This window comes from Bordetella genomosp. 9 (assembly GCF_002261425.1).
Classification (GTDB): Bacteria; Pseudomonadota; Gammaproteobacteria; order Burkholderiales; family Burkholderiaceae_B; genus Bordetella_C.
In genome coordinates this window covers 3,670,465-3,689,877 of the sequence record NZ_NEVJ01000003.1, presented here as the reverse complement: position 1 = coordinate 3,689,877, position 19,413 = coordinate 3,670,465, and the positions used below count along the sequence as shown (strand labels likewise).

The 19,413-nt window shown below is 66.4% G+C and carries 17 protein-coding genes; 3 read left to right on the top strand and 14 right to left on the bottom strand.

Annotated elements, in window-relative coordinates; all coding sequences use genetic code 11:
• Nucleotides 1–37: 37 nt before the first annotated feature.
• The 5 genes from CAL26_RS27885 to coxB all read right to left on the bottom strand — a co-directional run bounded on the left by CAL26_RS27885 (nt 38) and on the right by coxB (nt 4,216).
• Nucleotides 38–913: a cytochrome c oxidase subunit 3 gene (locus CAL26_RS27885; RefSeq protein WP_086062775.1), complete on the bottom strand. Its 876-nt coding sequence runs from the start codon at nt 911–913 to the stop codon at nt 38–40.
• A gap of 41 nt (nt 914–954) precedes the next feature.
• Nucleotides 955–1,173 carry a DUF2970 domain-containing protein gene (locus tag CAL26_RS27880; RefSeq protein WP_094849805.1) on the bottom strand — a complete coding sequence of 73 codons (219 nt, stop codon included), beginning with the start codon at nt 1,171–1,173 and terminating at the stop codon, nt 955–957.
• A 10-nt stretch (nt 1,174–1,183) separates the two neighbouring features.
• Entirely contained in the window at nt 1,184–1,306 is a 123-nt protein-coding gene (locus CAL26_RS28500; RefSeq protein WP_218831584.1) for a cytochrome oxidase small assembly protein, read from the bottom strand.
• Nucleotides 1,307–1,336: 30 nt separating this feature from the next.
• A complete protein-coding gene (ctaD, locus tag CAL26_RS27875) occupies nt 1,337–2,950 on the bottom strand; it encodes a cytochrome c oxidase subunit I (protein ID WP_094849804.1) in 1,614 nt (537 codons plus the stop codon).
• Nucleotides 2,951–3,055: 105 nt separating this feature from the next.
• On the bottom strand, nt 3,056–4,216 hold the full coding sequence (coxB, locus tag CAL26_RS27870; RefSeq protein WP_094849803.1) for a cytochrome c oxidase subunit II: 1,161 nt from the start codon (nt 4,214–4,216) through the stop codon (nt 3,056–3,058).
• Nucleotides 4,217–4,596: 380 nt separating this feature from the next.
• Here coxB and CAL26_RS27865 point away from each other — a divergent pair, with 380 nt between their 5' ends.
• Entirely contained in the window at nt 4,597–5,424 is an 828-nt protein-coding gene (locus CAL26_RS27865) for an NUDIX hydrolase (RefSeq protein ID WP_094849802.1), read from the top strand.
• 76 nt (nt 5,425–5,500) lie between these two features.
• Here the strand turns inward: CAL26_RS27865 and CAL26_RS27860 are convergent, their stop codons facing one another.
• The 4 genes from CAL26_RS27860 to CAL26_RS27845 all read right to left on the bottom strand — a co-directional run bounded on the left by CAL26_RS27860 (nt 5,501) and on the right by CAL26_RS27845 (nt 10,278).
• Complete coding sequence (locus CAL26_RS27860) at nt 5,501–7,285, bottom strand: IlvD/Edd family dehydratase (protein WP_094849801.1); 1,785 nt, start codon at nt 7,283–7,285, stop codon at nt 5,501–5,503.
• Nucleotides 7,286–7,351: 66 nt separating this feature from the next.
• Nucleotides 7,352–8,371 carry a TRAP transporter substrate-binding protein gene (locus CAL26_RS27855; RefSeq protein ID WP_094849800.1) on the bottom strand — a complete coding sequence of 340 codons (1,020 nt, stop codon included), beginning with the start codon at nt 8,369–8,371 and terminating at the stop codon, nt 7,352–7,354.
• 58 nt (nt 8,372–8,429) lie between these two features.
• Nucleotides 8,430–9,713 (bottom strand): TRAP transporter large permease, encoded by a 1,284-nt coding sequence (locus tag CAL26_RS27850; RefSeq protein WP_094849799.1) that lies wholly within the window; start codon nt 9,711–9,713, stop codon nt 8,430–8,432.
• 22 nt (nt 9,714–9,735) lie between these two features.
• Nucleotides 9,736–10,278, bottom strand: coding sequence for a TRAP transporter small permease (locus CAL26_RS27845; RefSeq protein WP_256988613.1), 543 nt, complete (start codon nt 10,276–10,278; stop codon nt 9,736–9,738).
• A 154-nt stretch (nt 10,279–10,432) separates the two neighbouring features.
• On the opposite strand from CAL26_RS27845, the gene CAL26_RS27840 reads away from it, so the two are divergent.
• Nucleotides 10,433–11,458: a LacI family DNA-binding transcriptional regulator gene (locus tag CAL26_RS27840; RefSeq protein WP_094849798.1), complete on the top strand. Its 1,026-nt coding sequence runs from the start codon at nt 10,433–10,435 to the stop codon at nt 11,456–11,458.
• A 72-nt stretch (nt 11,459–11,530) separates the two neighbouring features.
• Here the strand turns inward: CAL26_RS27840 and CAL26_RS27835 are convergent, their stop codons facing one another.
• A complete protein-coding gene (locus CAL26_RS27835) occupies nt 11,531–14,041 on the bottom strand; it encodes a cation:proton antiporter (protein ID WP_094849797.1) in 2,511 nt (836 codons plus the stop codon).
• A gap of 341 nt (nt 14,042–14,382) precedes the next feature.
• On the opposite strand from CAL26_RS27835, the gene CAL26_RS27830 reads away from it, so the two are divergent.
• Entirely contained in the window at nt 14,383–15,231 is an 849-nt protein-coding gene (locus CAL26_RS27830) for a phosphodiesterase (RefSeq protein WP_256988698.1), read from the top strand.
• Nucleotides 15,232–15,521: 290 nt separating this feature from the next.
• Here the strand turns inward: CAL26_RS27830 and rpoH are convergent, their stop codons facing one another.
• From rpoH to CAL26_RS27810, 4 genes are all read right to left on the bottom strand, one after another.
• Nucleotides 15,522–16,409: an RNA polymerase sigma factor RpoH gene (gene rpoH / locus CAL26_RS27825; RefSeq protein ID WP_094849796.1), complete on the bottom strand. Its 888-nt coding sequence runs from the start codon at nt 16,407–16,409 to the stop codon at nt 15,522–15,524.
• Between the two features lie 170 nt (nt 16,410–16,579).
• Nucleotides 16,580–17,269 (bottom strand): hypothetical protein, encoded by a 690-nt coding sequence (locus CAL26_RS27820; protein WP_094849795.1) that lies wholly within the window; start codon nt 17,267–17,269, stop codon nt 16,580–16,582.
• A 69-nt stretch (nt 17,270–17,338) separates the two neighbouring features.
• Nucleotides 17,339–18,196 (bottom strand): S-formylglutathione hydrolase, encoded by an 858-nt coding sequence (gene fghA, locus CAL26_RS27815; RefSeq protein WP_094849794.1) that lies wholly within the window; start codon nt 18,194–18,196, stop codon nt 17,339–17,341.
• Nucleotides 18,196–19,302, bottom strand: coding sequence for an S-(hydroxymethyl)glutathione dehydrogenase/class III alcohol dehydrogenase (locus CAL26_RS27810; protein WP_094849793.1), 1,107 nt, complete (start codon nt 19,300–19,302; stop codon nt 18,196–18,198). The genes fghA and CAL26_RS27810 overlap by 1 nt, the downstream gene beginning before the upstream one ends.
• Between the last annotated feature and the right edge of the window lie 111 nt (nt 19,303–19,413).

The following is a 19,413-nucleotide window of genomic DNA, read 5'->3' as shown; positions in this document are numbered from 1 at the left end:
GACGACCGGCGGCCTCGAGCGCCGCCGGCCCAGGGCTTCAGAACCAGTAGACGAACAGGTACAGGCCCAGCCAGACCACGTCCACGAAGTGCCAGTACCACGCCGCGCCTTCGAAGCCGAAATGATGGCTGGGCGTGAAATGGCCGCGCATCAGGCGGATCAGGATGACGGTCAGCATGGTCGCGCCCATGATGACGTGGAATCCGTGGAAGCCCGTCAGCATGAAGAACAGCGACCCATAGGCGCCGGAGCTGAACTTCAGGTTCAGTTCGGTATACGCATGGTGGTATTCGGCGGCCTGGCAGGCCACGAAGATGGCGCCCAGTATCACCGTCGCCGCCAGCCAGAAGATGGCCTTGCCGCGATGATCGGCCCGCAGCGCGTGGTGCGAGATGGTCAGCGTGACGCCGGAGCTCAGCAACAGCGCGGTGTTGATCGTGGGCAGCCAGAACGGGCCGACGGTGGCGAAATGCTCCACCACACCGGCCGGACCGAAGTTGGGCCACACGGCGGAGAAGTCCGGCCACAGCAGCAGCTTGTGGTCCAGGTCGCCCAGCCACGGCGTGGTGATGGTGCGCACGTACCACAGCGCGCCGAAGAAGCCGCCGAAGAACATGACTTCGGAAAAGATGAACCAGCTCATGCCCCAGCGGTAGGACACGTCCACCCGCTTGCTGTTCATGCCGCGTTCGGATTCGCCGATCGCGTCGGCGAACCAGCGGAACAGCACGGCGATCAGGCACAGCAGGCCCAGCAGCACCAGCCACTTGCCCACCCAGACATCGTTGACCCAGCACGCCGCGCCAGACGCGATGATCAGCAGCGAAATCGCGCTGCGCACCGGGTGGCCGGAGTCGGCGGGCACATAGTAGTAGGGCGCCTCTTTCGCTTGAACCGAGTGTCCTGCACTCATGGTCTTCTCCCTGGTACTGATACGTCGAATAGTTTGTTTAGTCAGCCATGGCTGGCCACGACCCAGCGCACGATGGAAACCAGGACGACCACGAAGATCACGCCGGCCAGCACGCCGGCGATGATCAGGTGGACCGGGTTCAACCGGGCGTCTTCCTGGTAGCCGGAGCCCTTGCGGATGCCCAGCATGCCCCAGGCCACGGCTTTCAGCGTCTGCAGAAAGCTGGACCTGGGTCGCGGGGTATCCGGCGTGTCGGCCATGGTTGCGTCCTTATGCCACGCCGCCGGGGAACAGATGGCTGCCCTTGAAGATGGCCCAGGCGAAGATCGCCACGACGAAAACCAGCAGCACCAGTCCGGCGATGCGGTTGCGGCGGCGTTGTTCGGGCGTCATGGCGGGTCCTGTCGGCGTGGCGGGCTGCGTTTATTTCACTTCGGGCGGCGTTTCGAAGGTATGGAAGGGCGCCGGCGACGGCACCGTCCATTCCAGGCCTTCGGCGCCGTCCCACGGCTTGGCCGGCGCCGGTTCGCCCTTGCCCATGTAGCAGCGGATCATCGCGTACAGGAAGATCAGCTGCGACAGGCCGAACCAGAACGCGCCGATGGTGGCGATCTGGTGGAAGGTCGTGAACTGCGCCGCGTAGTCCGCATAGCGGCGCGGCATGCCGGCCAGCCCCAGGAAGTGCATGGGGAAGAAGGTCACGTTGAAGGAAATCAGCGACGACCAGAAGTGCAGCTTGCCCAGCTTTTCGCTGTACATGCGGCCGCTCCACTTCGGCACCCAGTAGTAGGCGCCCGAGAACAGCCCGAACAGCGAACCGGCGACCAGCACGTAGTGGAAGTGCGCCACCACGTAGTAGGTGTCGTGCACCTGGATGTCGATGGGCGCCACCGACAGGATCAGGCCGGTGAAGCCGCCCATGGTGAACACGAAGATGAAGCCGATGGCGAACAGCATGGGCGTTTCGAAGGTCATCGAACCGCGCCACATCGTGGCCACCCAGTTGAACACCTTCACCCCCGTGGGAATGGAGATCAGCATGGTCGCGTACATGAAGTACAGCTGCCCCGTGACCGGCATCCCGGTGGTGAACATGTGGTGCGCCCACACGATGAAGGACAGCACCGCGATGGCCGCCGTGGCGTACACCATGGACGCATAGCCGAACAGCGGCTTGCGGGCGAAGGCCGGCACGACGGCGGACACGATGCCGAAGGCGGGCAGGATCATGATGTAGACCTCGGGGTGCCCGAAGAACCAGAACACGTGCTGGTACAGCACCGGGTCGCCGCCGGCGGCCGCGTTGAAGAAGTCCGTGCCGAAATGGCGATCCGTCAGCACCATGGTGATGGCGGCGGCCAGCACCGGCATCACGGCGATCAGCAGGAAGGCGGTGATCAGCCAGGTCCAGCAGAACAGCGGCATCTTCATCAGCGTCATGCCGGGGGCGCGCATGTTCAGGATGGTCACGATCACGTTGATCGCGCCCATGATGGACGACGCACCCATGATGTGCATGGCGAAGATGGCCAGGTCCATGCCCGGGCCCATCTGCAGCGACAGCGGCGCATACAGCGTCCAGCCGGCCGCGGTGGCGCCGCCCGGCACGAAGAACGACGCCGTCAGCAGGATCGCCGCCATGGGCAGGATCCAGAAGCTGAAGTTGTTCATCCGCGCGAACGCCATGTCCGACGCGCCGATCTGCATCGGGATCATCCAGTTCGCGAAACCCACGAAGGCCGGCATGATCGCGCCGAACACCATGACCAGGCCGTGCATGGTGGTGAACTGGTTGAACAGTTCGGGACGGAAGAACTGCAGGCCCGGCTCGAACAGCTCCGTGCGCAGCAGCAGGGCCAGCGTGCCGCCTTCCAGCAACATCAGGAACGAGAAGATGAGATACATCGTCCCGATATCCTTGTGGTTGGTGGCGAACAGCCAGCGCCGCCACCCCGTGGGGATGGCGTGATGGTGGTCATCGTGACCGTGTCCGTGCCCATGGCCCGGCTCGACGTGGTCTACAGTGACGCTGCTCATAGTCTCAACTCCTTCCTGCATGTTGCCCGGCCGTTTCAAGGCCGGGCTGAGGTATTCGGTATCTGACGAACGCAAGCGGTCCGGGCCGGGCCCGGACGCGGCGTGTTAGTGCGGCGACGACTTGACGGTGGATGGCTGGACGGTCGGATCCTGGCCCTTGCCCGCGTTGCTCCAGGCATGGCGGGTATAGGTGATGACCGCGGCGACTTCCACGTCGTTGAGCTGGTTCATGAAGGCCGGCATGGGCGTGCCGGGGCGGCCGTGCAGCACGGTCTTGATCTGTTCCGCCTGCGGACCCAGCACGACCTTGTCGCCGTCCAGGGCCGGGAAGGAACCCGGTACGCCCTTGCCGGTGGCCTGGTGGCAGACCACGCAGTTGGCGCCGTAGACCTTTTCGCCGCGTGCGAGCAGCTCGGCTTCGGTCCATTGCTTGTTGGGATCGTCGGCGGCCGAGGCGAGCTTCTTTTTCTGCTCGTCCGCCCACTTGGCGTAGTCGTCCTTGGACTTCACTTCCACCACGATGGGCATGAAAGCGTGGTCCTTGCCGCACAGTTCCGCGCATTGGCCGCGGTAGGTGCCGACCTTTTCGGCGCGGAACCAGGTGTCGCGCAGGAAGCCCGGAATGGCGTCCTGCTTGATGCCGAAATCCGGCACCATCCAGGAATGGATGACGTCGCCGGCGGTCAGCACGATGCGCACCTTCTGGTCCACGGGCACGACCAGCGGGTTGTCGACTTCCATCAGGTAGAACTCGCCCTTCGGCTCCCTGCCTTCGATCTGCGCGCGCGGCGTGGAGAGCGTGGACAGGAACTTGACGCCGCTGGCGGGGCCGTCGATGTATTCGTAGCCCCACTTCCACTGGTACCCGGTGACCTTGACGGTCAGGTCGGGGCTGGAAGTGTCCTTCATGGCGACCACCGCTTTGGTGGCCGGCAGGGCCATGGCGATAACGATGAAGAATGGGATGACTGTCCAGGCAACTTCCACGCCGACGTGCTCGTGGAAAGTGGCCGGCTGATGCCCGCGCGATTTGCGGTGCGCCCAGATCGAATAGAACATCACGCCAAAGACGCCGAGGAAGATGACCAGACAGATGCTGAGCATCAGCCAGTGCAGCCACATCACGTCATGGGCGATCTGCGTAACGCCTTCGTGCAGGTTCAACTGGTCGACCCTGGGGCCGCCCGGCATGTCCTTGACCTGAGCACAGGCAATGCCGCTTGCCAGCATTGCGCACGCACCCAGTATCCCTCTCCACTTCTTCATGCTGACCCTCTATCATGACGCGTCAGGGCCGTGCCGATGTGGCAGGGTGCTGCCGGTACCTACACGGTAACGCGCGATTGTTGGACGGCAGATTACGAGACGGGCATATCACTACTGCCTACGCACATCGGTTCTGCTCGAATCACAAAGAAACCGCCGGATTATAGCGGAGGCCGCCTCCCCTGGTATGGACGGGCCGGCGGAAGATGCCGAAGCGGCTTGCCGGCGCGCCGCGCGGCGCTGGCGCAAGCGCCCTGCCCAACGCCCCCGCGACCCGCCCGGCGACCCCGGCCGAGACCCGGCCAAGGCCCCGTACGCACCCCGGCCGCACCCCCGGCCGCAACTCCCCGGGCGATCCAATAAGCCCCTAAAATCCCGCCATGCAGCACAGCCCTCTGCCATCGCCTTGCCCATCGCCGTCCGACGACCTGTACGCCGCCTTGCGCGCGCGCGCCCAGGAACCCATGCCGTCGTCGTCGCGCGTCCTGTATATCGCCGGCCACCGCTGCGGCCATGCCACCCTGGCCGCCTGCGACGCCTTGCGCGGCCTGGCGGGCGTCAGCGCCGATGCCGACAGCCTGCGGCTGGCCGACGGCCTGGCGGGCGGCCCGGCGCTGGACGCCCTGCTGGCCACGGTCGCACGCACCTTGCGCGAAGCCGACTGCCTGCGGGGCTGGCGCGACGAATTGCTGGACGTCCACGACGTCGAAGGCCGGCGGCTGGGCGCCATCGAGCGCGCGGCGGTACGGCCCCTGGGCATACTGACGCAGGCCGTGCACCTGAACGCCTGGACGCCGGACGGCCGGCTCTGGGTGGCGCGGCGCGCCTTGAACAAGGCCACCGATCCCGGGATGTGGGACACGCTGGTCGGCGGCCTGGTGGCCAGCGGCGAATCGCTCGACGTCGCGCTGATCCGCGAATGCCATGAAGAAGCCGGCCTGGCGCCGCACGAGGTGCGCGGCCGCGAGCCGCTGCGCAGCGTCCTGCGCATGCATCGGCGCCTGCCGGAAGGCTATCAAGTGGAAGAACTGCTGGTCAGCCGCTGCGTCCTGGACGCGGGCGTCACGCCGGCCAACCGCGACGGCGAAGTCATGGAGTTCGCCACGGTGACGCCGGCGCAGGCGGTCGACATGGCCGCCCACGGCGAATTCACGCTGGAAGCGGCCCTGGTGGTGGTGGACGACATCGCCCGGCAGGCCGCCGCGTAGGCGCGGGATTGCCTCCCGGGCGGCGGGATGCCGGCCATGCCCGCGGCCACGGCGTCCGCCGGCCCGCTGGCCATGCCTAGTGTGAATGGCGGGGATCGCCGCGCTGCTCCACCACCTTCAGGTACAGGGTGGCCGGTTCCAGGCACATGCCGGTGGACAACTGCCCGGTCATGCCGCGGAAGATCTCCTGCCAGGGCGTCTGCGCCGGCGGGATCCGGAAGGCCGGTTCTTCGGCGCGGCGCGCTTCCAGTTCGGCGGCATCGACCTGCAGCGTGACCGTGCGGGCATTCAGGTCGACGCGGATGCGGTCGCCGGTGCGCAGCAACGCCAGGCCGCCGCCGGCCGCCGCCTCGGGCGACATGTTCAGGATGGACGGGCTGGCCGACGTACCGCTCTGGCGGCCATCCCCCATGCAGGGCAGCGACTCGATGCCTTGCTGGATCAGGCTTGCCGGCGGCGCCATGTTCACGACCTCCGCGCCGCCGGGATAGCCGATCGGCCCGGCGCCGCGTATGACCAGCATGCAGTGCTCGTCGATCTTCAGGTCCGGATCGTCGATGCGCGCGTGGTAGTCCTCGGGACCGTCGAAGACGATGGCGCGCGTTTCGAAGGCGTTTTCGTCGCCGGGCTTGGACAGGTAAGCCTTGCGGAAGTCTTCGCCGACCACCGACATTTTCATGATGGCGCTGTCGAAGAAGTTGCCCGACAGCACGATGAAACCCGCGCGCTGCTTGAGCGGCGTGTCGCAGCTGCGGATGACGTCGCGATCGCCGGTGACGGCCGCGCCGGCGATCTGGCCCACCGTCCTGCCGGAAACGGTCAGGCAATCGCCATGCAGCCGGCCCGCCGCCAGCAGTTCATGCTGCACGGCCGGCACGCCGCCCGCACGGTGGAAGTTCTCGCCCAGGTATTCTCCGGCCGGCACGCAATTGACCAGCAGCGGCACGTCTTCGCCCAGCCGCTGCCAATCGTCCAGCGACAGCTCGACGCCCATATGGCGCGCGATGGCGATCAGGTGCGGCGGGCAGTTGCTCGACGCCCCCAGGGCCGACGCCACCACGATGGCGTTCTCGAAGGCCTGCCGCGTCAGGATGCGCGACGGCCGCAGGTCTTCGCGCACCATGTCGACGATGCGCAGGCCGGTGGCATAGGCCATCTGGCCGCGCTCGCGGTACGGCGCCGGGATGCTGGCGCAGGTCGGCAGCGACATGCCCAGCGCTTCGGCCAGCGAATTCATGGACAGGGCCGTGCCCATGGTGTTGCAGTGGCCCACCGACGGCGACGACGCCGTCGCCAGCGCCATGAAGCCTTCGTAGTCGATCTTGCCGGCGGCCATCAGGTTGCGGGCATGCCAGATCACGGTGCCAGAGCCCACGCGCTTGCCTTCGTGCCAGCCATCGAGCATGGGGCCGCCGGACAGCACGATGGCGGGGATATCCACCGTCGCCGCGGCCATCAGGCAGGCCGGCGTGGTCTTGTCGCAACCCGTGGTCAGCACCACGCCGTCCAGCGGATATCCGTGCAGGATTTCCACCAGGCCCAGATAGGCCAGGTTGCGGTCCAGCGCGGCCGTCGGACGTCGGCCCTGCTCGGCCAGCGGATGCACGGGAAACTCCATGGGAATGCCGCCGGCATCCCGGATCGCCGCCTTGGTGCGCTGTGACAGTTCCAGATGATGCCGGTTGCAGGGCGCCAGATCGTTGCCGGTCTGCGCGATGCCGATGATGGGACGGCCGGACTGCAGTTCGGCGCGCGTCAGCCCATAGTTCAGGTAACGCTCCACATAGATCGCCGTCATGTCGGCGTGGGTGGGATCGTCGAACCATTTCTGGCTGCGCAGGCGGCGGGGAGCTTCGGACATGATGTTTCTCGTGGCGGTAATGCTGGCGGCCGGGTCCGGGGATGGAACCCGGCCTGTCTACAGGCTTCAGCCCTTGCGGACCTTGTTGATCTCGTCCTGCAGCTGCTTGACCAGATCGGGCCCCAGGTCCTGCGTGTACTTGTCGACCACCGGCTGGGCTTTCTCACGCAGCCGCTGCAGTTCTTCCGGGGAAACGGTGTTGATCTTCATGCCGGAGTCCTTCAGCACGGTCATCGCCTTATTGGAATCGGCGCGGCTGTCCTTGCGTTCGAAGTCGCGCGACGACGCGGCAGCCTGGCGGATCAGCTTCTGCTCGTCCGGCGACAGCGTGTCCCACCACTTCTTGGATGCCATCAGCACCCAGGGCGTATAGACGTGCCGCGTCATGCTCAGGTAGGGCTGCACCTCGTAGAACTTGCTGCTCTGGATGGTGGTGACGGGGTTCTCCTGCCCGTCCACCGTTTTCGTTTCCAGCGCGGTGAACAACTCGGAGAACGGCATGGGCACCGCATTGGCGCCCAGCGCGCCGAACACGCCCAGCGCAATCTGGTTCTGCATCACGCGCAGCTTGATCCCCTGCATATCCTCCGCCTTGGCGATGGGATGCTTGGAGTTCGTCACGTTGCGGAAGCCGTTTTCCCAGTACACCAGGCCGACCAGGCCCTTGGCGTCCAGCATCTTCAGCAGTTTCTCGCCGAAGGGACCGTCCAGGACCGCGTCCGCTTCCTTTTCATCATTGAACAGGAAGGGCAGGTCGTAGACGCCGAACTCCTTGACCATGGTGGCCAGCGGCGCGGTGGACCCGACCATCATTTCCTGCGCGCCGCCCACCAGCGCGGCCTGCATCTGCTCGTCCGAACCCAGGTTGGCCGAACCGTAGGTGCGCATCTTCAGCTTGCCGCCGCTGATCTTGCCCAATTCCTCGGCCAGATAGCGCGCCGCGCGTCCCTGCACGCTCTCTTCGTTCAGGCCGTAGCCGAAGCGGATGATGCGCGTCTTCACTTCCTGCGCCTGGGCCACGCCCGCGGCGCCGCACAGCGAGACGGCGGCCAGCGCGACGGCCAGTTTTTTCATGGTGGTGAACATGGTTGTCTCCCGAGGGTTGTCACTTCCTGGTTGCGGGCCCGTCGGCATTGGCGGGCCTCTAATGAATCCACTTCGCCGGCACGGTGATCAGTTCCGGAAAGATCACCATCAACAGAAGCAGCAAGGTATAGGCGACCACGTAGCGCCATGCGCCACGGATGATCGTTTCCATGCGGATGCGGGCGACGCCGGCCACGACGTTCAGGACAGTGCCGACCGGCGGGGTCAACAGGCCGACGCAGCCGACCATGACGAACATCACGCCGAAGTAGACAGGATCGATGCCGGCCTTGGTGACGACCGGCATCAGCACCGGCGCCAGTATCAGGATGGTGGGCGTCAGGTCCATCGCGGTGCCGACCAGCGTCAGCACGATGAGCATCGCGAACATCAGCCACTTGGGATGCTCGAGCAGGGGTTCCAGCAGCGCGACCAGGTCCTGCGGCATGTCGGCCAGGGTGATCATGTAGGAGGACACCATTGCCGCGGCCACCAGGAACATGACGATGGCGGTGGTGCTGGCCGCGCGTGCGAACAGCGGTCCCAGATCCTTGAAGCGGATTTCGCGATACACGAACAGGCTGATCAGCAGCGCGTAGACGGCCGCCACCACCGCCGCCTCGGTGGGTGTGAAGATGCCGCCGCGCAGGCCGCCGATGATGATCACGGGCAGGAACAGCGCCCATATCGATTCGCGCAGCGCGCGCATGCGTGCACGCCAGGGCTGGCGCGGCGTCGGCTGCACCCTGGCGCCGCTGCGGCGCGCCGTCCAGGACCACACCGCCACCAGCGTCAGCGCCATCAGCAGGCCAGGTGCGATGCCGGCGAAGAACAGCTTGGTGATCGACACATTGGTCGCCACGCCATAGATGATGAAGGAGATCGACGGCGGGATGATCGGGGCGATGATGCCGCCCGCCGAAATCAGGCCCGCGGCATCGCCGGCTTCGTAGCCCTTTTCCCGCAGCATGGGGATCAGCAGCGAACCCAGCGCGGCGGCGTCCGCCACCGCCGATCCGGACAAGGCCGCCAGCAGCACGCTGGCGAAGATGGCGACGTAGCCCAATCCGCCGCGGATATGCCCGACGAACATGGTGGCCAGGTTCACGATGCGGCGCGATATGCCGCCTTCGTTCATGAGTTCGCCGGCCAGCATGAACAGCGGCACAGCCATCAGGGTGAAACTGTTGGCGCCGCCGAGCATGTTCTGCGCCAGGATCTGCGGATCGACGAAATCCAGCTGGAACATCATCGGCACGGCGCTGATCAACAGCGCGAACGCGATCGGCATGCCCAGCGCGAGCAGGCCCAGCAGCACGATCAGGAATACGGTGAGAATCATGGCATCGGAAGCAGGAAATGGATCAACTGAGCGGATCGACGGCGCTGGCGTCCAGCCCCGGTTCGGCGCCGCCCAGCGTCAGGACGACGTCGGCCAGCGTCAGCAAGGCCATGGCGACCGCCGCATACAGGCAGGCCACATTGAAAATGCCGGCCGGCAGGCCGGTCACGGGCAGCCGCGTCGCCATGCCGATCAGGGTCTGGTCCCAGCTGCCCTTGATCAACATGCACAGCACCGCCAGCACCAGGACCTGGCAGAACAGGTGGGTGGCGCGACGCGCGCCGCGGCCGAAGCGTTCCACCAGCATGGTCACGCCCATGTGCGTGTGTTCGCGCATCGCCAGCACCGAGCCGATGAAGATCAGCCAGACGAAGGCCAGGCGCGACAGCTCGTCGGAAACGTTGATGCCGGAATTGAACAGGTACCGCAGGGCGACGTTGCCGAACAGCAGCACCACCATGACCACCAGGCAGGCCACCATGATGGCGCGCTGGATGCGGAATACGAGATCGAGGGCTCGGTTGAGCGGGCTGCGCGCCCGCCCCGCCGGAGGGGCGGTCTGCATCGTTGTCTCCTGGAATTTTTTCGCGTTGCTATCGATGCGGACGTGAATGTTAGCGCTATCATGACCAGCCTGCCAACCCTTTGCCACCCCTGTCCGGGTTTGTACCGAGCCAGCCTTTGGGTCAGACTACGGACTTTTTGCGACAGCCCCAGCCATGACGGTCCGCAAGTCCCGCAGCTCGCGCCAGCACGGCGTCACCATGGCGGACGTCGCGCGCGCCGCGGGCGTCAGCGCGATCACCGTGTCGCGCGCCCTGCGCACGCCGGACAAGGTGCAGCCGGCGCTGCGGGCCAGGATCCAGGAAGCCTGCGACCGGCTGGGCTACGTGCCGAACCATGCCGCCAGCGCGCTGGCGTCGGCGCGTTCGCGCACGGTCGTGGTGCTGATTCCTTCCCTGAGCAATGTGGTGTTCGTCGACATCCTGGTGGGCATCAAGGAAGTCCTGGACGCGCATGCCCACCATATGCACATCGGCCTGACCGGCTATTCGGCCGAGGCGGAAGAAGCCCTGCTGCGTACCTATCTGCAGCATTCGCCCGACGGCCTGATCCTGACGGGCGTGGACCATCGGCCCGGGGTGTGGAAATTGCTGGAGTCGCTGAAGATCCCCACCGTCCATACGATCGAGACCCTGGACGGCGAACGCGGGCTCAGCGTGGGGTTTTCGCAGTTCGAGTCGGGCTATGCGGCGGGACGGCACCTGGTGGAGCGCGGCTACCGCCATATCGGGATCATCGGCGCGCAGCTCGATCCGCGCTCGCTGCGCCGCTGCGAAGGATGCCGGCAGGCGCTGCGCGATGCGGGCCGCTACGATCCCGCGCTGGAAATCATGACGCCCAGCAAGTCCTCACTGGCGCTGGGCGCCGAGCTGCTCGAAACCATGCTGCGCGAACACCCGGAATGCGACGGGATCTTCTTCTGCAATGACGACCTGGCGCAGGGCGCGGTGTTCCAATGCGGCCGCCTGGGCGTCGATGTGCCGGGGCGGATGGGGCTGATCGGCTTCCACGACCTGACCGGCACCGCCTGGACCACGCCGCCGCTGTCGACGATCGCCACGCCGCGCTACGAGATCGGCCGCTCGGCGGCGACGCTGCTGATGAACGCACTGGAAGGCAAGCCCAATCCGGAGCGGCACTTGGACCTGGGTTTCCGCCTGGTGCGCCGCGAAACCACCTGAGCGGCCCGCAGGCCAGGGCTCGGGTTGGACCCGGGCCAGGGCCAGGGTTCGGTTCGGGCCCGGATTCGGTATTCAAGTAGCGGTCGGCGGCGGCGAGGCGGAAAACTGCTTCCACACCTCGATCGCCCGCAGCCGCTGCCGGGCCACTTTTTCGATACGCTCGCGCAGATCCGCGTCGTGCGCGAGCAAGGCGCGGAAATCCCGCGCCGACATCATCAGCAGCTTGCTGTAGCCCAGCGAGGTCACGTCGGGCACCAGCGCCTGTTCGCCCAGCAAGGCCAGCTCGCCGAAGAACTCGCCGCTGCCCAGCTCGATCGTCGTGTTGTCCGGCAGATGCACCGCCACCGCGCCCGACGCGACGAAACACATTTCCTCGCCGGCGCGGTCCTTCAGCACATGCTGGTCGGGCAGCGCCAGGCGCGGCCGCAGCAGGCGCGAAATCGCCCGCAGCGAATCCGCGCTCAGGTTCTCGAACAGCGGCACCCGCTTGATCAGTTCCGCGGCGCTCAATTCGATATCCAGCGGCGGATGCTTGTCGATGTGCGCCCAGCGCCGTTCCAGCTGGTGTGTCAGGTCGGCGTAGACTTCGCCGCTGATCAGGAACTGGTCCAGCATGTCGCGATAGCGCATGCGTTCGAGCTGGCGGGCCACACGTCCCAGATAGCTTTCCTGCAGCCACAAGGCATAGGACGGATATTGCAGGTTGAGCGCCTGCAGCGCGTTTTCGATGGCGTCCAGGCGCCGCTGGTGCGCGACGACGATGCGCTGGGTCGCTTCCTCGCCCAGCATCACTTTCAATTGCTGTCCCGCGAACAGGATCACCCGCTGGGCCACGGAACGCTTGCACATCAGGGCCGCGAACCGCTGCGCCAGCTCGTTCGCCAGCCAGCGCTGGAAGCCGAACAGATAATGCAGCCGTAACGCCGCGCGGAACGAGCGGGAATAGCGGACGTCGGCGGCGATGGCGTTCTCGAAACCGCTGACGCCGCCGGCGCGCACGGCGTCTTCCAGCCGTTCGGCACGCGCCAGCAGCGACTCCGCCATGCGCCAGTCGACGATCTGCGCCTTCAGGATGTCGAAGAACATTTCCTCTTCGCGCCGGGCGATGGTGGCCAGGCCGATATCCACGCGCTCGGCCACGCTCATGTGGCGCACTTCGGCGTCGCGCAGCTGTTCCAAGGTGCGGTCGAACACCGCGTGGATGCGCTCGCGCACCTCCGGCCCGATGTGCTCGGTCGTGGCGACCTCGTCGGTCTTCTCCTGCAGATCGCCCAGCGCCACGGCCAGCGCCTGGTCGCGCAGGGTCGCCTCGTGGCGCGACAGCTCGTTCAGGCGCAGCATGCGTATCAGCGGCCGCAGGCTGATGCCGTTGATGAACAAGGTCATCAGCACGAAACCCGTCGTGGCGACCGCCACGAACTGCCGCGCATCGTAAGGCACATCGCTGCGTTCGGTCACCGCCAGGGCCAGCGCCAGCGACACCGCGCCGCGCAGGCCGCCCCACAGCATCACCGTCTTGTAGGCGCGGTTCACGCGCGTGCCGAAGCGGGTCAGGCGCAGCAAGGGCAGCAGGCCGAATACGGCGACCGCGCGGGCGCCCAGCGCCGTCACGAACAGCACCAGGATCAAGGCGACATCCCCCAGGGTGGCATCGGCCATCAGGCGGGGGATCAGCATGGCGGCGAACAGGAAGATCAGCGAATTGGCCCAGAAGCCGAACTGTTCCCAGGCGCTGGTCAAATGTTCGAAGGTGGTCGGCGCCATGCGCGTGCGGCCCGTCGATCCGACGACCAGGCCGGCGATCACGGTGGCGACCACGCCCGACACGTGCAGATAGTGGTCGCTGACGAAAAAGGTCAGGTAGGCCAGCGTCAGCGTCAGGGTGATTTCCGCCGTGGGGAAACCGCGCAGCGCGGCGAACAACATGCAGGCCACCCGTCCCATGGCATAGCCGGCCAGGCCCCCGCCCAGGAAGCTGACGAGGAAGTCCAGCAGCACCCGGCCCGCCGACATCTCGCTATGGCCGGCCAGCACGCCGACCAGCACGGCGTACAAGGCGATGGACGCCGCGTCGTTGAACAGGCTTTCGCCTTCCACCAGGGTGGTCAGGCGCTTGGGCGCGCCCACCTCGCGGAAGATGCCGACGACCGCGGCCGGATCCGTGGTCGCGACGATGGCGCCCAGCAGCAGGCACACCACCAGGCCATAGGAAGACAGGCTGTTCAGCGTGAAGCCGACCACGATCGTCGACAGGAAGACCGCGACGATGGCCATCATCAGGATGGGCCCGATATCGTCCATCAGGCGCCTGACGTTCATCGACAGCGCCGTTTCGAACAGCAGCACGGGAAGGAAAACGGTAAGGAAAGTTTCCGAGGAAATCTCGAACTTTTCCAGGGAGTCGAGCATGCCGGCCAATACCGGCGGCGCCCAGCCATGGATGTGGATCACGATGCCGAGCAGGCAACCGACGATCGCCAGCAGCACCGAGTACGGCAGCTTGAGCCGCCCCGCCAGCGGTGGCATGAAACAGACCAGCGTCAACAGCGCGGCCAGGCCGAATACCAGCAGACCTACATCCATCTAATTTTTTTCCCCGGGCGAGTATGTCTTCAACGGGAAAGGATAGCTGGTTTTATCCGGGCGCACGTTTCGTTACGGCCCGCACGATTTGGTGGATGCCCGGCGCCGCGTATTTTCGATAACGTGGCAAGGTCCGCGTCGTCGCGGCGCGCATCCGCCGTCCGTGCGCCGCTTGCCGCGCCCGGCACGAGAGGGATGCGCATACTTCGGAGCCGCCGTTGCACACTATTCCCAAGCTTTCCGCCGCGTCGCCGGCGCGCGCCGCCAGAGCCCCGAAGGCCCCCACAGCCGCCAAGGCCGCCCAGGCCGCCGGCACGGAACGCGCCGATGGCGCGCCCACCCTGGTGGTGCAGCTCACCGATCCCCATCTCTATGCCGCGCCCGCGGTCATGCTGGGCGTCAACACCGACGCCAGCCTGCGGGCGGTGGTCGCGGCCATCCGGCGCGACCATGGCGACGCCGACCTGCTGCTGGCGACCGGCGACCTGTCGCAGGACGGCAGCGAGATGTCCTATCACCGTTTCGCCGAAGCGGTCGCCCCGCTGGGCATGCCGGTGCGCTGCCTGGCCGGCAACCATGACACGCCGGCCGCGCTCAAGCGCGCTTTGGGCGCCTGGACCGAACCGGTCAGCGACATCGGCCCCTGGCGCGTCGTCATGCTGGACTCGCATGTCGCCGGTTCCAACGCCGGCCATCTGGAAAGGGATCAGTTCGAACTGCTCGACCATGCTCTGGGCACGGCACAGGGCCGCCCGGCGCTGGTCGCCATGCATCACAACGCGGTGCAGATCAGCGCCGATTGGCGCGATTCCATGATGCTGGACAACGCCGCCGAGCTGTTCCGCCACCTGACGCGCTGGGGCAATGCCCGCATCCTGCTGTGGGGCCACGTCCACCAGGACTTCGATCGCCGGCGCGGCAACGTGCGGATGCTGGCCACGCCGTCCACCTGCTTCCAGTTCACCATCCGCGATGGCCGGCACAGGCTGGATCCGCAGCCGCCCGGCTACCGCTGGATGAAGCTATATCCCGACGGCTCGATCGCCACCGGCGTGCGGCGGCTGGACGCCGCGCTCTGGCGCGCGCTGCTGCAGGAATGGAACGAGCCCGAGGAAGCGTCTGTGCCGGTGCCCTGCGAGGCGGCCCCCGACACGGCGGCCACGGCGGCCGACATCGTGGGCGGCGCCTGACGCAAGTGGGGCGAATGACGCGGGGCCAATAAAAAACGGGGCACCACGTGGGGTGCCCCGCTAAACACCTGTCTCATAGGGGAGGGGAAAGAGGAGAAGCCGAGACAGGTGAGAAGACTACAAACCTGGAAAGCTCCAGGCACGTGGTCTACATGGGGTTAGGCTGGGGCGACATGAGAAAGTTTCGCCCGCATTCGGGATTTCCCGCGGCGACATGAATCTAAATGTAACTTCTGAGCCGTAAAAGAATGGCGCGCTGTCACCAGCGCGCCATGATCCAGCGTCTTACATCAGGCAGCTTGCAGGCTGCCGCGCATCTTCTTCAGGGCGGCGGCCTCGATCTGGCGGACGCGCTCGGCGGAAATGCCGTATTCCTGCGCCAGCTCGTGCAGCGTGGCGCCGCCGTCGTCCTGCAGCCAGCGCGCCTGCACGATGTGGCGCGAGCGGGGGTCCAGCGCTTCCAGCGCGTCATTCAGGCCCGTGCTCTGCAGCTCGTCGTGCGCCTTGCGCTCCAGCACGCGCGTCGGTTCCTGGCGGCCTTCGTCGGACAGGTAGGCGATCGGCGCGAAGCTTTCATCGTCGTCGTCCTGGGCTTCCAGGGCCATATCGCGACCCGACAGGCGGACTTCCATCTCGCTGACGTCTTCCGGCCGGACGTTGAGCTGACGGGCGATCTCGTCCACCTGCTCGGTATCCAGCGTCTTGCCGTCCGGACGCATGCTGCGCAGATTGAAGAACAGCTTGCGTTGCGCCTTGGTGGTGGCGACCTTCACCAGGCGCCAGTTGCGCACGATGTACTCATGGATTTCCGCCTTGATCCAGTGCACGGCGAACGAGACCAGCCGGACGCCGCGCTCGGGATCGAAGCGCTTGACGGCCTTCATGAGTCCGACGTTGCCTTCCTGGATCAGGTCCGCATGCGGCAGACCGTATCCCAGGTACTGGCGCGCGATGGACACGACCAGGCGCAGGTGCGACAGCACCAGCTCGCGCGCGGCGTCCAGATCGCCGTCGTCGCGCAGGCGGCGGCCGAGCGCACCTTCCTGATCCGCCGTCAGCACCGGCAGGCGGTTCACGGCGGAGATATATGCGTCGATCGTCCCCAGCGCGCCCGGATTGGCGATGGCCAGCGTAAGGGCGTTGGCGGGTACGGCCAACGAAGAATTCTGTTGTTTCATGGTGTTGTGCTCCAGGAAACGGCTATGGGTAGAACGCATCGGGTGATCTTAGCACTCTGAAAAGGAGAGTGCTAATTCGACCTGCAATGGCCCGGGAAGTTCAGTCATTCCTTGCCCGCCACGCCCGTCACGGGCCTTCCGTCACGGCCCTTCCTTCACGGGCTTTCCGGCTACCACCCGCGCTGCTTCAGCGCGTCCGCGGTGGCGGGATTGTCGGGACGGATGAACAGCGCGCCCCTGGGGTCGACGAAAACCCGGAAACGGGCGCCATCGAACATGGGCATATAGGCGGCGCTGCCGTACTGCACGTCCACGAAGGGCAGCCAGTCCGGAAACCGCTGCTTCAGCTTGCCCAGATCCGGCGTGCCCGCGGGACCGAGCGCATAAACCGTGCGCGGCTCGGACTGCTCCGCCGCCGGATCGGTGTAGCGGCCCGACAGGCGCTCCAGCCGGTACAGCGGCGGGACGCCCGCCAGCAAGGCCGGCAGGCGCCAGCGCACCATGCGGGCGTCGATCTGCCACTCGTCGCCACGCAGGACGAAGTCCTCGGCGGGCCTGCCCTGCAGTTCCGCGGTCGCCACGAACTGGCGGGGCGCCTGCTCACGCAACGTCAACACCGCCACCGGTTCGTCGGACGTCAGGCGCAGGAACTGGTAGAGCGTGGCCGCCAATATCCCCGACACGCAGGCCAGGGCCAACAGCAGCAGGCCGAACACCCGCCGTACCGGCCTCAGCCGAAACTGGCGTCTGCCCCGCGCATCGCGCGGGCCGCCCTTGCCCAGGAACAAGCCAAAGCCGAGCAGCAACGCGGCGATGGTGACCACGGCGATCCAGACGGATGGGGCGACGCCTTCGATCAAAACGATCCTCGGGGAAACTCGGACACAGTTCCAGTATATAGAAGGCGTCAAGTCCCAACTTGGAAGACGTCAGGCCCCGACGGCCAACTGCTCGGCATGGAAGCGGACATGGTCTTCCATGAAGCTCTGGATGAACCAGTAGCCGTGGTCGTAATGCTCGTGCCGGCGCAGGCGCAAGGGCTGGGCGGCCTGGGCGCACGCCGCTTCGAAAGCCTCCGGATACAGCTGCTGCGCCAGGAAGCGGTCGGCCAGGCCCTGGTCGACCAGGATGCCATCGGGATAGGGCGTGCGCAGCGTCGCCATGAGCGCCGTCGCGTCATGGCGCGCCCACTCCGCTTTATCCGCCCCCAAATAATTGGAGAACGCCTTCTCGCCCCACGGACAGCGGCTGGGCGCGGCGATGGGCGCAAAGGCCGACACCGAGCGGAACAGGCCGGGATGGCGCAAGGCCAGCACCAGGGCCCCGTGGCCGCCCATGGAGTGGCCAAAGATGCCGATCCGCCCCGGCGCCGCGCCGAGTTGGCCGGTCGCCAGGCCATACAGCTCCTGGGTGACGTAGCTTTCCATCCGATAGCGTTCGCGCCAGGGCGCCTGGGTCGCGTCCAGGTAGAAGCCCGCGCCGGTGCCCAGGTCCCAATCCTGGTCTTCGCCGGGCACGCCGGCGCCGCGCGGGCTGGTGTCCGGCGCGATCAGCATGACGCCATGGCGCGCCGCCCAGCGCTGGGCGCCCGCCTTGATCATGAAGGTCTCTTCGTTGCACTCCAGCCCGGCCAGGAAGAACAGGGCGGGCACCGGGCCGCGTTCCGCCTGCGGCGGCGCGTAGACGGAAAAGCGCATCGGCAGGCCGATTACGGCGGATGCGTGCTGGTAGACGCGCTGCCAGCCGTCGAAGCAGCGCTGCTGCGACAGGAGTTCGAGGTCGGCCATCAGTAGAGCACCACGGAGCGGATGGATTCGCCGCGCTTCATCAGGTCGAAGCCGTCGTTGATCTTGTCCAGCGGCAGGGTGTGGGTGATCAGGTCGTCGATATTGAGCTTGCCTTCCATGTACCAGTCGACGATCTTGGGCACGTCGGTGCGGCCGCGGGCACCGCCGAAGGCGGAGCCCTTCCATTCGCGGCCCGTGACCAGTTGGAACGGCCGGGTGGCGATTTCCTCGCCGGCCGCCGCGACGCCGATGATGATGGATTTGCCCCAGCCCTTGTGGCAGCACTCCAGCGCCTGGCGCATCAGCTTGGTGTTGCCCACGCACTCGAAGGAATAGTCGGCGCCGCCATCGGTCAGCTGGATCAGGTGATCGACGACGTTTTCGACTTCGGACGGGTTGACGAAGTGCGTCATGCCGAACTTGCGCGCCAGCGCTTCGCGGCGGGGGTTGAGGTCGACGCCGATGATCTTGTCCGCACCCACCATCTTTGCGCCCTGGATGACGTTCAGGCCGATCCCGCCCAGGCCGAAGACCACGACGTTCGCGCCGGCTTCCACCTTCGCGGTGTAGACCACGGCGCCCACGCCGGTGGTGACGCCGCAGCCGATATAGCAGACCTTGTCGAAGGGTGCGTCGTCGCGGATTTTGGCGAGCGCGATCTCCGGCACCACGATGTGGTTGGCGAAGGTCGACGTGCCCATATAGTGATGGATGGGCTTGCCGCCCAGCGAAAAGCGCGACGTGCCGTCCGGCATCAGGCCCTTGCCCTGGGTCGACCGGATGGCCTGGCACAGGTTGGTCTTGCGGGACAGGCAGAACTTGCACTGCCGGCATTCCGGCGTGTACAGGGGAATCACGTGGTCGCCGGCCCTCAGGCTGGTCACGCCGGGGCCGGTTTCCAGCACCACGCCCGCGCCCTCGTGGCCGAGGATGGCGGGGAACAGGCCTTCCGGGTCGGCGCCGGACAGGGTGTAGTAGTCGGTATGGCAGATGCCCGTGGCCTTGATCTCGACCAGGACCTCGCCCGCCTTGGGGCCTTCCAGGTCGACGTCCTCGATGGTCAGGGGGGCGCCGGCTTTCCAGGCAATGGCGGCTTTGGTCTTCATGGGTGGCTCCAGGCTGAACGGGGATGCGGAATGTTAACGCGGCGCGTTTACCGGGGTAACCTTACTGTTGCGTGGGGGCGTTTACGCGGTACCATTTATTTTCCTGCGCGG